The organism is Bacillus sp. FSL W8-1143, from assembly GCF_037965155.1.
Classification (GTDB): domain Bacteria; phylum Bacillota; class Bacilli; order Bacillales; family Bacillaceae; genus Bacillus; species Bacillus pumilus.
Genome location: NZ_CP150182.1, coordinates 1 through 14,397, shown reverse-complemented (window position 1 = coordinate 14,397; position 14,397 = coordinate 1). Strand labels below are relative to the sequence as shown.

7 protein-coding genes, 2 tRNA genes and 2 rRNA genes are annotated in these 14,397 nt (G+C 44.6%); all 11 read right to left on the bottom strand.

The features are described 5' to 3' along the window. Nucleotides 1-51 precede the first annotated feature (51 nt). Nucleotides 52-2,982 (bottom strand): 23S ribosomal RNA (locus tag NSQ36_RS00055). Nucleotides 2,983-3,080: 98 nt separating this feature from the next. Beyond that, a tRNA-Ala gene (locus tag NSQ36_RS00050) sits at nt 3,081-3,156 on the bottom strand. A 14-nt stretch (nt 3,157-3,170) separates the two neighbouring features. Beyond that, nucleotides 3,171-3,247, bottom strand: a tRNA-Ile gene (locus NSQ36_RS00045). 95 nt (nt 3,248-3,342) lie between these two features. After that, nucleotides 3,343-4,891: ribosomal RNA gene (locus NSQ36_RS00040) — 16S ribosomal RNA — on the bottom strand. The 16S and 23S rRNA genes sit together here with 2 tRNA genes alongside, the layout of an rRNA operon. Nucleotides 4,892-5,257: 366 nt before the next feature. Then, the gene (gene gyrA / locus NSQ36_RS00035; protein ID WP_003214767.1) at nt 5,258-7,759 is read right to left on the bottom strand and encodes a DNA gyrase subunit A; all 2,502 of its coding nucleotides are present in this window, start codon (nt 7,757-7,759) and stop codon (nt 5,258-5,260) included. 232 nt (nt 7,760-7,991) lie between these two features. Continuing rightward, complete coding sequence (gyrB, locus tag NSQ36_RS00030) at nt 7,992-9,908, bottom strand: DNA topoisomerase (ATP-hydrolyzing) subunit B (RefSeq protein WP_034620352.1); 1,917 nt, start codon at nt 9,906-9,908, stop codon at nt 7,992-7,994. A gap of 57 nt (nt 9,909-9,965) precedes the next feature. Then, complete coding sequence (locus NSQ36_RS00025; protein WP_212046499.1) at nt 9,966-10,211, bottom strand: extracellular matrix/biofilm biosynthesis regulator RemA family protein; 246 nt, start codon at nt 10,209-10,211, stop codon at nt 9,966-9,968. Nucleotides 10,212-10,228: 17 nt separating this feature from the next. Continuing rightward, nucleotides 10,229-11,341 carry a DNA replication/repair protein RecF gene (recF, locus tag NSQ36_RS00020; protein ID WP_003215341.1) on the bottom strand — a complete coding sequence of 371 codons (1,113 nt, stop codon included), beginning with the start codon at nt 11,339-11,341 and terminating at the stop codon, nt 10,229-10,231. A 16-nt stretch (nt 11,342-11,357) separates the two neighbouring features. Then, nucleotides 11,358-11,573, bottom strand: coding sequence for a S4 domain-containing protein YaaA (gene yaaA, locus NSQ36_RS00015; RefSeq protein WP_003215257.1), 216 nt, complete (start codon nt 11,571-11,573; stop codon nt 11,358-11,360). 150 nt (nt 11,574-11,723) lie between these two features. Continuing rightward, a complete protein-coding gene (dnaN, locus tag NSQ36_RS00010) occupies nt 11,724-12,860 on the bottom strand; it encodes a DNA polymerase III subunit beta (RefSeq protein WP_106033057.1) in 1,137 nt (378 codons plus the stop codon). Between the two features lie 196 nt (nt 12,861-13,056). Further along, nucleotides 13,057-14,397, bottom strand: coding sequence for a chromosomal replication initiator protein DnaA (dnaA, locus tag NSQ36_RS00005; protein WP_003214781.1), 1,341 nt, complete (start codon nt 14,395-14,397; stop codon nt 13,057-13,059).

Sequence of the window (14,397 nt, the reverse complement as noted above, 5' to 3'; positions counted from 1 at the left end):
AGAATGTTCTCTCAAAACTAGATAACAATGTTCAAGCTTCACATTAGAATATAGGTTAAGTCCTCGATCTATTAGTATCTGTCAGCTCCACGTGTCACCACGCTTCCACCTCAGACCTATCAACCTGATCATCTTTCAGGGATCTTACTTCCTTGCGGAATGGGAAATCTCATCTTGAGGGGGGCTTCATGCTTAGATGCTTTCAGCACTTATCCCGTCCGCACATAGCTACCCAGCGATGCCCTTGGCAGAACAACTGGTACACCAGCGGTGCGTCCATCCCGGTCCTCTCGTACTAAGGACAGCTCCTCTCAAATTTCCTGCGCCCGCGACGGATAGGGACCGAACTGTCTCACGACGTTCTGAACCCAGCTCGCGTACCGCTTTAATGGGCGAACAGCCCAACCCTTGGGACCGACTACAGCCCCAGGATGCGATGAGCCGACATCGAGGTGCCAAACCTCCCCGTCGATGTGGACTCTTGGGGGAGATAAGCCTGTTATCCCCGGGGTAGCTTTTATCCGTTGAGCGATGGCCCTTCCATGCGGAACCACCGGATCACTAAGCCCGACTTTCGTCCCTGCTCGACTTGTAGGTCTCGCAGTCAAGCTCCCTTGTGCCTTTACACTCTGCGAATGATTTCCAACCATTCTGAGGGAACCTTTGGGCGCCTCCGTTACATTTTAGGAGGCGACCGCCCCAGTCAAACTGCCCACCTGACACTGTCTCCCTGCCCGATAAGGGCAGCGGGTTAGAAGGTCAATACAGCCAGGGTAGTATCCCACCGATGCCTCCACCGAAGCTAGCGCTCCGGTTTCCAAGGCTCCTACCTATCCTGTACAAGCTGTACCAACATTCAATATCAGGCTGCAGTAAAGCTCCACGGGGTCTTTCCGTCCTGTCGCGGGTAACCTGCATCTTCACAGGTACTATAATTTCACCGAGTCTCTCGTTGAGACAGTGCCCAGATCGTTGCGCCTTTCGTGCGGGTCGGAACTTACCCGACAAGGAATTTCGCTACCTTAGGACCGTTATAGTTACGGCCGCCGTTTACTGGGGCTTCAATTCGCACCTTCGCTTACGCTAAGCGCTCCTCTTAACCTTCCAGCACCGGGCAGGCGTCAGCCCCTATACTTCGCCTTACGGCTTCGCAGAGACCTGTGTTTTTGCTAAACAGTCGCCTGGGCCTATTCACTGCGGCTTCTCGGGGCTTTAACACCCTAAGAAGCACCCCTTCTCCCGAAGTTACGGGGTCATTTTGCCGAGTTCCTTAACGAGAGTTCTCTCGATCACCTTAGGATTCTCTCCTCGCCTACCTGTGTCGGTTTGCGGTACGGGCACCTCTCACCTCGCTAGAGGCTTTTCTTGGCAGTGTGGAATCAGGAACTTCGCTACTAAATTTCGCTCGCCATCACAGCTCAGCCTTTACGGGAAACGGATTTGCCTATTTCCCAGCCTAACTGCTTGGACGCGGATATCCAATACCGCGCTTACCCTATCCTCCTGCGTCCCCCCATTGCTCAAATGGTGAGGAGGTGGTACAGGAATATCAACCTGTTGTCCATCGCCTACGCCTTTCGGCCTCGGCTTAGGTCCCGACTAACCCTGAGCGGACGAGCCTTCCTCAGGAAACCTTAGGCATTCGGTGGACGGGATTCTCACCCGTCTTTCGCTACTCATACCGGCATTCTCACTTCTAAGCGCTCCACCAGTCCTTCCGGTCTGACTTCACAGCACTTAGAACGCTCTCCTACCACTGTTCGTAAGAACAGTCCGCAGCTTCGGTGATACGTTTAGCCCCGGTACATTTTCGGCGCAGAGTCACTCGACCAGTGAGCTATTACGCACTCTTTAAATGGTGGCTGCTTCTAAGCCAACATCCTGGTTGTCTAAGCAACTCCACATCCTTTTCCACTTAACGTATACTTTGGGACCTTAGCTGGCGGTCTGGGCTGTTTCCCTTTCGACTACGGATCTTATCACTCGCAGTCTGACTCCCAAGGATAAGTCATCGGCATTCGGAGTTTGACTGAATTCGGTAACCCGGTAGGGGCCCCTAGTCCAATCAGTGCTCTACCTCCGAGACTCTTACCTTGAGGCTAGCCCTAAAGCTATTTCGGAGAGAACCAGCTATCTCCAGGTTCGATTGGCATTTCACCCCTACCCACACCTCATCCCCGCACTTTTCAACGTGCGTGGGTTCGGGCCTCCATTCAGTGTTACCTGAACTTCACCCTGGACATGGGTAGATCACCTGGTTTCGGGTCTACGACCACGTACTCATGCGCCCTATTCAGACTCGCTTTCGCTGCGGCTCCGCATCTTCTGCTTAACCTTGCACGGGATCGTAACTCGCCGGTTCATTCTACAAAAGGCACGCCATCACCCTTTAACGGGCTCTGACTACTTGTAGGCACACGGTTTCAGGATCTATTTCACTCCCCTTCCGGGGTGCTTTTCACCTTTCCCTCACGGTACTGGTTCACTATCGGTCACTAGGGAGTATTTAGCCTTGGGAGATGGTCCTCCCGGATTCCGACGGAATTTCACGTGTTCCGCCGTACTCAGGATCCACTCTGGAGAGAACAACATTTCAGTTACAGGGCTGTTACCTTCTTTGGCGGGCCTTTCCAGACCTCTTCGCTTATATCGTTCCTTTGTAACTCCGTATAGAGTGTCCTACAACCCCAAGAGGCAAGCCTCTTGGTTTGGGCTGTTCCCGTTTCGCTCGCCGCTACTCAGGGAATCGCATTTGCTTTCTCTTCCTCCGGGTACTTAGATGTTTCAGTTCCCCGGGTATGCCTTCTCATACTCTATGTATTCAAGTATGGATACTACTCCATTACGAGCAGTGGGTTTCCCCATTCGGAAATCTCCGGATCAAAGCTTGCTTACAGCTCCCCGAAGCATATCGGTGTTCGTCCCGTCCTTCATCGGCTCCTAGTGCCAAGGCATCCACCGTGCGCCCTTTCTAACTTAACCATTTCTTACTTTAGAAAGAATCACTATGTGTGATGAACTTTGCATTGCATTCAATGTGAATGTATTACTTATTGTTATCTAGTTTTCAAAGAACACGTTGGTGGAGCCTAGCGGGATCGAACCGCTGACCTCCTGCGTGCAAGGCAGGCGCTCTCCCAGCTGAGCTAAGGCCCCGATTTAATAGAAGATGGTGGGCCTGAGTGGACTCGAACCACCGACCTCACGCTTATCAGGCGTGCGCTCTAACCAGCTGAGCTACAGGCCCATCTTTCATATCGAAGATATGATGTTGTAGGATCTTTTGCAAGTTCCTTCAAAACTAAACAAGACGAAAACGCACACTGCTCCATATATCCTTAGAAAGGAGGTGATCCAGCCGCACCTTCCGATACGGCTACCTTGTTACGACTTCACCCCAATCATCTGCCCCACCTTCGGCGGCTGGCTCCATAAAGGTTACCTCACCGACTTCGGGTGTTGCAAACTCTCGTGGTGTGACGGGCGGTGTGTACAAGGCCCGGGAACGTATTCACCGCGGCATGCTGATCCGCGATTACTAGCGATTCCAGCTTCACGCAGTCGAGTTGCAGACTGCGATCCGAACTGAGAACAGATTTATGGGATTGGCTAAACCTTGCGGTCTCGCAGCCCTTTGTTCTGTCCATTGTAGCACGTGTGTAGCCCAGGTCATAAGGGGCATGATGATTTGACGTCATCCCCACCTTCCTCCGGTTTGTCACCGGCAGTCACCTTAGAGTGCCCAACTAAATGCTGGCAACTAAGATCAAGGGTTGCGCTCGTTGCGGGACTTAACCCAACATCTCACGACACGAGCTGACGACAACCATGCACCACCTGTCACTCTGTCCCCGAAGGGAAAGCCCTATCTCTAGGGTTGTCAGAGGATGTCAAGACCTGGTAAGGTTCTTCGCGTTGCTTCGAATTAAACCACATGCTCCACCGCTTGTGCGGGCCCCCGTCAATTCCTTTGAGTTTCAGTCTTGCGACCGTACTCCCCAGGCGGAGTGCTTAATGCGTTAGCTGCAGCACTAAGGGGCGGAAACCCCCTAACACTTAGCACTCATCGTTTACGGCGTGGACTACCAGGGTATCTAATCCTGTTCGCTCCCCACGCTTTCGCTCCTCAGCGTCAGTTACAGACCAGAGAGTCGCCTTCGCCACTGGTGTTCCTCCACATCTCTACGCATTTCACCGCTACACGTGGAATTCCACTCTCCTCTTCTGCACTCAAGTTTCCCAGTTTCCAATGACCCTCCCCGGTTGAGCCGGGGGCTTTCACATCAGACTTAAGAAACCGCCTGCGAGCCCTTTACGCCCAATAATTCCGGACAACGCTTGCCACCTACGTATTACCGCGGCTGCTGGCACGTAGTTAGCCGTGGCTTTCTGGTTAGGTACCGTCAAGGTGCGAGCAGTTACTCTCGCACTTGTTCTTCCCTAACAACAGAGCTTTACGATCCGAAAACCTTCATCACTCACGCGGCGTTGCTCCGTCAGACTTTCGTCCATTGCGGAAGATTCCCTACTGCTGCCTCCCGTAGGAGTCTGGGCCGTGTCTCAGTCCCAGTGTGGCCGATCACCCTCTCAGGTCGGCTACGCATCGTCGCCTTGGTGAGCCATTACCCCACCAACTAGCTAATGCGCCGCGGGTCCATCTGTAAGTGACAGCCGAAACCGTCTTTCATCCTTGAACCATGCGGTTCAAGGAACTATCCGGTATTAGCTCCGGTTTCCCGGAGTTATCCCAGTCTTACAGGCAGGTTACCCACGTGTTACTCACCCGTCCGCCGCTAACATCCGGGAGCAAGCTCCCTTCTGTTCGCTCGACTTGCATGTATTAGGCACGCCGCCAGCGTTCGTCCTGAGCCAGGATCAAACTCTCCGAAAAAGTACAAAACCGAAGTTTTGTTTTTCGTCAGCGTTTGACTGACTACCTATGATATAACATAGGATTTTTTTATAAAAACTCGAATTAACAGGTACGTTTTGTCTTGTTTAGTTTTCAAAGAACTTGTGTGTCACTCTCTTAAAGCGACCAATTAAATATATCATATATCTCTATCAACAGTCAACATTTTTCTTAAAAAACATTTTGTTTTTCTAAGAAGTTTTTACTGGGGAATGAGATAAAAAATAGAGCCTCTTTTTGCTCCTTTGAAAGGTTAACACATATCTATGAAAAAAGCATTATAAATTTCAAAAAAAGTGATGTTTTTTCAAAAAAAATAAAGCCGGTGAAAAACCGGCTTTATTTTTACTCAGATTGCTCTTGATCTGACTCTATATTCTCTACGTTCTCTTCATTATCTTCATCGTCTTCTTGTGATTGTTCAACTAATGCCACTGTTGCGACATGTTCCTCATCACCAAGACGGATTAGGCGGACACCTTGAGTGACACGGCCTGTTGTCGAAATGTCTGAAACGGCCATACGAATGATGACACCGCTCCCTGTAATAATCATCAAGTCTTCTTCAGCTTCAGCATTGGTCGCCTTCACTGTGACAAGCGGACCATTGTTGTCAGTGATCTTGCATGTTTTAAGACCTTTGCCGCCTCGAGTTTGAACACGATATTCTTTTTCAGGCGTTAATTTACCATAACCTCTTTCGGTTACGATCAATACGTTTGCATCTGGCTCAAGGATTTCCATTCCAACGACGATGTCATCCTCAGAAAGTGTAATCCCTTTGACCCCAGCTGCCGTACGTCCCATTTCACGAACATCTGTCTCGGCGAAACGAATCAGCATCCCCTTTTTCGTTCCAATGATGATTTGTTTTTCTCCGTTGGTTAAACGAACAGCCATCAGTTCATCCTCGTCACGAAGGCTAAGTGCAATAAGACCATTGTTTCGAATGTTAGCGAACTGAGACAATGTCGTCCGTTTGGATACACCATGTCTTGTTGTAAAGAAGAGATACGAATTTTCATCAAATTCGCTTACTGGAATAATGGCGTTAATCCATTCTCCCTTTTCTACTTCAAGAAGGTTTATGATCGGAATCCCTTTCGCTGTCCGTCCGAATTCAGGAATCTCATACCCTTTCGCACGATAAACCTTCCCTTTATTAGAGAAGAAAAGAATCGTATCGTGGGTCGATGTTGAAATCAACTGTTCAACGAAATCATCTTCGTTGGTTCCCATTCCTTGGACACCTTTACCGCCTCTTTTTTGACTGCGGTATGTTGATGCAGGGAGACGCTTGATATAACCATTATGCGTCAGCGTAATCACGATGTTCTCAACAGGAATCAAATCTTCGTCTTCAATTGTTTCAATACCCGCTGTCACAATTTCAGTACGGCGCGTATCATTGAAGCGTTCTTTAATTTCTATTAATTCTTCTCTAATGATTTCAAGTACTTTCTCATTGTCTGCTAAAATGGCTTTTAATTCAGCAATCAAATCAACAAGTCCTTTATATTCATCTTCTATCTTTTCTCGTTCTAGACCAGTCAAACGCTGAAGTCGCATATCAAGAATGGCCTGTGCCTGTTTTTCAGACAAGCTATAGTTTTCCATCAAACCATTTCTCGCAATTTCCGCAGTTTGAGAGCCTCTAATTAAAGCAATGACTTCATCTAAGTGATCAAGTGCAATTCTCAGACCTTCTAAAATGTGTGCTCTTGCTTCTGCTTTACGTAGCTCATACGCTGTTCTTCTGCGAATGATCACTTTTTGATGCTCTAGATAGTACTCTAGACATTGTTTGAGGGACAAGACTTTCGGCTGTCCATCAACAAGTGCTAATAAGTTGATACCAAAAGACGTTTGAAGTGTCGTTTGTTTATAAAGATTGTTTAATAGAACATGAACGTTTGCATCTCTACGCAGTTCAATGACAATACGCATACCATTACGATCTGATTCATCACGCAAGTCTGTAATGCCATCAATCTTTTTATCACGCACAAGATCAGCAATTTTTTCAATTAAACGGGCTTTGTTGACTTGGTAAGGGATCTCATTGATAACAATGCGCTGTTTACCACTAGATGTTTCCTCAATATCCGATTTTGCTCTTAATGTAATAGAGCCGCGCCCTGTCTCATACGCCTTCCGAATACCACTTCGGCCAATGATTTGACCTGCTGTTGGGAAATCTGGGCCTGGGATGATGTCCATAAGTTCCTGTGTAGTCATTTCAGGGTTTTGACTGATAGCCAATACTCCATCAATCACTTCACCTAATTGGTGTGGCGGAATATTGGTCGCCATTCCTACAGCAATTCCTGTCGCTCCGTTTACCAATAAGTTCGGGAACCTTGCAGGCATCACCATTGGCTCTCTTTCACTGCCGTCATAGTTATCCTGATAATCAATGGTATCCTTAGTGATATCACGGAGGATTTCCATAGAAATCTTCGATAGACGTGCCTCGGTGTAACGCATCGCCGCTGCTCCGTCTCCATCGACTGAACCAAAGTTTCCATGACCATCTACTAACATATAACGATAGTTGAAGTCTTGCGCCATACGAACCATCGCTTCGTATACAGCACTGTCACCATGAGGGTGATACTTACCGATAACTTCCCCGACGATACGTGCAGATTTCTTAAATGGTTTATCACTTGTCATACCTAGGTCATTCATCGCATACAAAATTCTTCGATGCACGGGCTTTAATCCGTCACGCACATCTGGTAATGCACGCGACACAATCACACTCATTGCATAATCTAAAAAAGACGTACGCATTTCCTGACTAATATTCACTTCGCGTACATTTGGTGTATGTTGTTCACTCACTATAAGAACCTCCCTTTACGTATCACATGAAATAAATTATGTGGGAGTAAAATATGTATTTATCTTCACAAGACTATTCTCCATTATATCAATAATCTCGTCTTTATACACATTTATTTACTAGAAAATCAGCGAAAACACGGAAAAACAGGACATTGGTTACACGCCCCTATTTCTTGAAAAACAACCTTATTCCAAACAAGAAATAAGGTTGTTCTCAGTAGGGATCTATCTAAATATCGAGGTTTTTCACGTATTGCGCATTTTCTTCGATAAAGTTTCTTCTCGGCTCTACTTTATCTCCCATGAGCATTTCAAATGTCTCATCAGCATCGATCGCATCCTCAAGTGTGACTTGAAGAAGTGTTCTCGCATCAGGGTCCATTGTTGTTTCCCAAAGCTGAGTTGCGTTCATTTCTCCAAGACCTTTATAGCGCTGAAGTCCAGGTTTTGGTGTTTGAGGCAATGTCTTTAGCAGCTCATCTAGCTGTTTATCGTTATACACATACTCAACACGTTTACCTTGCTGCACTTTAAATAAAGGTGGCTGCGCAATATACACATAACCGTTTTCAATGATTTCACGCATGTAGCGATAGAAGAATGTTAAAAGCAGCGTTCGAATGTGCGCTCCATCGACATCCGCATCCGTCATGATCACAACTTTGTGATAGCGAGCTTTCTCTAAATTAAAGTCTTCTCCGATTCCAGTCCCTAACGCTGTAATCATTGACCGAACCTCGTTGTTCGATAGAATTTTATCTAGTCGCGCTTTTTCAACGTTTAGGATCTTCCCTCTTAACGGTAAGATTGCTTGGAAGTGACGATCACGACCTTGCTTAGCAGATCCACCCGCAGAATCTCCCTCTACGATATAAAGTTCAGAGATGGAAGGGTCTTTAGAAGAACAATCCGCCAGTTTCCCCGGTAAGCTGGAGACTTCCAGTGCACTTTTACGTCTTGTCAGTTCACGTGCCTTTTTGGCAGCCATTCTTGCACGAGCTGCCATCACGCCTTTCTCCACAATTTTCTTTGCAGCATCAGGGTTCTCTAAGAGGAATTTCTCAAGTGCTTCAGAGAAAAGGGAGTCGGTAATGGTTCTTGCTTCTGAGTTACCGAGCTTTGTCTTCGTTTGTCCTTCGAATTGAGGATCTGGATGTTTGATGGAGATAATGGCTGTTAAGCCTTCTCGCACATCTTCACCGCTCAAATTCGAGTCTCCATCTTTGAATACGCCATTTTTACGAGCATAATCATTGATGACACGTGTCAGACCTGTTTTAAAGCCTGCTTCGTGTGTTCCGCCTTCATACGTGTTGATATTGTTGGCGAAGGAATAGATGTTGCTTGTATAGGAATCGTTATATTGTAATGCCACTTCAACCGTGATTCCATCTTTTTCACCTTCGATGTAAACGGGTTCTTCATGAACGACTTCTTTTGAGCGATTTAAATGTTCTACATAGCTCTTAATACCGCCTTCATAGCAGTATTCATTTCGTCGTTCTTTCCCCTCGCGTAAATCTTCAATAACGATGTTGACACCTTTTGTTAAGAAAGCTAACTCACGTACACGGTTGGCAAGTGTGTCGTAATCAAATTCAATGGTTTCAGTAAAAATTTCTGTATCTGGCACAAAATGAGTGGTTGTCCCTGTAACATCTGTTTCACCAATGATCTCTAAATCTCCAACTGGAACACCACGTTTGAATTGTTGATAATGAATTTTCCCATCACGATATACAGTCACGTCTAAGGTCGTAGATAACGCATTAACAACAGATGCCCCTACGCCATGCAGACCGCCAGATACTTTATAACCGCTGCCGTCAAATTTACCGCCAGCGTGAAGAACAGTCATAATAACCTCTACAGCAGGACGTCCCATTTTCTCATGAATCCCAACAGGAATTCCGCGGCCATTATCTTTCACTGTAATGCTATTATCCTTTTCAATTTGCACCGTAATATCTGTGCAATATCCAGCTAAAGCCTCATCAATACTGTTGTCGACAATTTCCCATACAAGATGGTGAAGTCCTTTTGCACTGGTTGACCCAATGTACATTCCTGGACGTTTTCTAACAGCTTCTAGTCCTTCAAGCACCTGTATCTGATTTTCATCATAACTATTATGTTGCTGTTCCATTGCCACGTACATTCACCTACACTTTTCTTAAACGATATATTTATATGAATTGAGCTTTTAGACTTCAATTTCAATCACAAATGAAGCACGTTTTTTGAGCGTGCTTGAGGAAAGAGGAGAGTAATAAACAGATTTAGTTGTGACGACGATGGATTTGGGTGTCCCTTGTGATAACGAAATGATTTGTCTTTCGTGTTTTAGGAGAAACTCTTCCACAACAGAAGACGACCTCATTTTGTAATCAACAATTGCGACAATCTCTCGTGTAGAAACAACACAATCATCACCTAAATGAATATACAAGACCCACACCTCATTTATCAGTCAATTACTTTTCCACTGGCTACTCTGAAAATTTCCGCTTCTTTCAAGGTGGCGTGATCGATGCCTTCAACACTTGTTGTGGTGACGAAGGTCTGTACACGTCCCTGAATGGTATGGAGCAAATGAGACTGTCTGTAATCATCAAGTTCAGATAAAACATCATCGAGTAGAAGAATGGGATATTCTCCAATCTCTTCGTGTATCAAGTCGATTTCTGCCAGCTTTAGTGAAAGAGCTGTTGTTCTTTGCTGCCCTTGAGAGCCATATGTCTGAACATCCCGACCATTCACAAAGAAAAGAAGGTCATCTCTGTGAGGTCCCCACAGCGTCACTCCTCGGTCTATTTCTCTGTCTCTTAGTTTCTGAAACGATTCTTCATAGCTATTCTTTATTTTCGACAAGTCTGACGCTTCTGATACCTCTATCGCCGTGTGGTATTGGAGCGTGAGTGTTTCTAGCTCTCTAGAAATGCCAAAATGCAACGGCTGCGCCCATTTCTCGAGCTGTTTCGTAAAAGTCAGTCGTCTTTTGACAACTTTCGCTGCCGCATCAATCAACTGCTCTGTTAAAACCTCCAGCATCGCTTGATCCTTTTGCTTTCTTGTCTGCAATTGTTTCAAGTAATGATTCCGCTGAGAGAGAATTTTTTGATAGAGCGATAAATCATGCAAGTAGACAGCAGAAACTTGTCCAATCTCCATATCGAGAAATCTTCTGCGGATTTGCGGGCTGCCCTTCACAAGACTTAAGTCCTCTGGTGCAAACATGATGGTGTTTAACGCACCAACATAATGACTGAGCTTCTGTTGTTCAATGTGATTGACCTTGCCCTTTTTCCCTTTTTTTGAGATCACTAGCTGCATTGGGAGTGGACCATTTTTTTTGATGACTCTACCTTCTATTTTAGCATAGTCTTGGTCCCATCGGATAAGTTCTTTATCATTTGACGTACGATGCGACTTTGCCATCGACAATACATAGATCGCTTCCATCAAGTTCGTTTTACCTTGGGCATTCTCACCGATCATGACATTCACCTTGTTGTCGAATTGAAGCTCGGTGTGTTCATAGTTTCGGTATGAAGTTAACGCCAGACTTTGAATGTACATGTATTGTCACCCGTTTCTAATTCACAACTTGAAATGTGCCATAACCTTCTATCTCGACAACATCTCCTGGGTATAGTTTGCGTCCCCGTCTATTATCTGGCTCTTGATTAATGAACACCTCATGTTCACTTAAAAACCATTTCGCCATTCCGCCAGATTGGATGACTTCGGCTAATTTCAAAAACTGCCCTAATGTAATCATTTCTTTCTCAATGGTTATAAGATTAGGCATTGTATCGACCTCTTTCAATATCACTAATATCTAATTGTACTAAAAAACAAGACAAGAAGGAAAGGGGGAAAGCGAACTGGGATGAAAGAAAGCATGGTAAACGAGAAGAAAAGCTGCTGTGCACTCTCACAGCAGCTATTTTAGATTGAATTAATATGTTCTGACTGGAAGAATCAACTGCAAGATTGAATCATCATTTGGCGTGCGCAACAGGAAAGGTCTCATGGCACCAGTGAAGCTTACATGAATTTCAGTTCCCTCTAATACTTTTAACGCATCCAGCATATATTTTGGACTGAAGGAGATTTTAAGGTCCTCCCCTTTAATGTCATCTGCTTGAACCGTTTCGACTACTTTACCGATCTCAGGTGAATTAGAAGAAATCTCAAGGCTTTGTTCAGGATCAGCCGACAGCTTTACGACGTTATTGCGTCCTTCTCTTGCCAAAAGTGATGCACGATCAATAGCTTGAAGGAATTCCTTCGTGTTGACCACGACATCCGTTTTACTTTCCTGCGGGATCAGACGAGCTGTATCTGGATAATTACCATCCAGCAATCTTGAGAAGAACAACACGTTTTGTGCTTTAAAGAGAACTTGTGTTTCTGTAATTACGATGCTCACAAGATCTTGTCCGTCGTCAAGGATTCTACTTAACTCTGTTAAACTTTTCCCTGGAATCACGACATTGTATGAGCTTTCCTCGTCAATATCCAACTTTGCTTTTCTTAAAGCAAGACGGTGGCTATCCGTCGCTGTGCATATTAATTCACCTTTTTCTACCCTCCAGTTTACACCTGTCAAGATAGGTCGTGTTTCTGAGGTGGACACTGCAAAAACAGTTTGACGAATTAAGTTTTTAAGCAGGTCTGTCGGAATTTGAAATGCATGATGCTCTTCAATTTGCGGAAGATGCGGATATTCCTCAGCATCTAAGCCGTTTAAGTTAAATTCCGCTGAACCAGAACGGATGATGGTGAGGTGATTTTGTTCTACTTCAATTTCGACAGTAGTCATTGGCAGTTTCTTCACAATTTCACTAAAGAAGCGGGCCTGAAGCACAATACTCCCTGGACGATCAATCGTGATCACTTCTAAATCTCCATCTCTTTGAGAAATAAAGGATTCAATTGAGATATCAGAGTCGCTTCCTGTGAGAGAAACCCCCTCATCAGATGCAACAATTTTTATCCCTGTCAAAATAGGTATCGTTGTTCTAGAGGATACGGCCTTTAATACATCTTGGACACTTTCGACAAGACGATCTTTTTGAATCGTGAATTTCATAGTGGTCCTCCTAAATTTTCTTAATGACATGTATATATATTTTATTAATAAAAATCGTAGAAGTAATAGTAGGGCTTGTGAATATGTGGATAAGTCGGTAATAAGAAAGGAAAGACAGCCTATCCACATGTGGACAGACTGTGTATGACTATGCTCTAGTTATTCACATTTTCCCGTACTTATTATATCAGCTAGGTTATTTTAATTGTTCTTTGATTTCTTTCACATGCTGCTGAAGCTGTTCATCTTCAACGATTAATTTCGAAATCTTCTCATGAGCATGAATGACAGTCGTATGATCACGACCTCCAAATTCTTCTCCTATTTTAGGCAGAGAGGAATCAGTCATTTCTCTAGAGAGATACATGGCAATTTGTCTTGGATAAGCAACTGACTTCGTACGTTTCTTCGCTTTGAAATCCTCTAAGCGAATATTAAATTGCTGCCCTACAATTCTTTGAATATCTTTAATTGTAATGATCCTTGGCTTCGATGAAGGAATGATGTCCTTTAGCGCCTCAGCTGCTAGATCCGCATTGATATCTTTATTAATTAAAGAAGAATAAGCAACGACACGAATCAAAGCACCCTCCAGTTCACGAATGTTGCTGTCGATTTGATTGGCAATATAAAGCATGACTTCATTCGGAATGTCTAATCCCTCTGCTTTTGCCTTTTTTCGTAAAATCGCAATACGCGTTTCTAAATCTGGCGGGGTAATGTCTGTGATTAAGCCCCATTCGAATCGAGAGCGTAATCTGTCTTCAAGTGTCGGAATTTCTTTCGGCGGCCGATCACTAGAAATGACGATTTGCTTACTTTCTTCGTGAAGTGTGTTGAATGTATGGAAAAATTCTTCTTGTGTTTGTTCTTTTCCTGCTAAAAATTGAATATCATCTATCAAAAGCACATCGACATTCCGATAGCGATTACGGAAATCGACAGCTTTGTTGTCTCGGATTGAGTTGATAAATTCATTTGTAAATTTTTCAGATGATAGATAGACCACTTTGGCTGATGGATTATGGTCGATGACATAATGACCAATCGCATGCATCAAGTGAGTCTTTCCTAAACCAACGCCCCCATAAATAAAGAGCGGATTATATGCTTTTGCTGGTGCTTCCGCAACTGCAAGTGAAGCGGCATGCGCAAATCGGTTGCCTGAACCAATAACAAAAGTATCAAATGTATATTTTGGATTCAGCATATTTTGTGGAATATCGACGGGATCTTCTTTAGACATTTTTTTAATTGGAGACTTTGGCATAGCTTCCACTTCATCCTGATTTTGAGGAATAATAAATTTAATACTGAGCTCTTCACCTGTCAGTTCGTAGATGGTATCAGCAATTAAGTGAAGATATCTTGATTCCAGCCAGTCTCTAGCAAATTCATTTGGTGCAGTAATTGTAAGCGTATCGCCTTGAAGAGAATGGGCTTTTGTCGATTTCATCCATGTCTCAAAACTGGGCTTGCTCAACTTTGTCTCTATTTTTTGAAGTGCTTTATTCCACAGATCCAAAATATTTTCCAT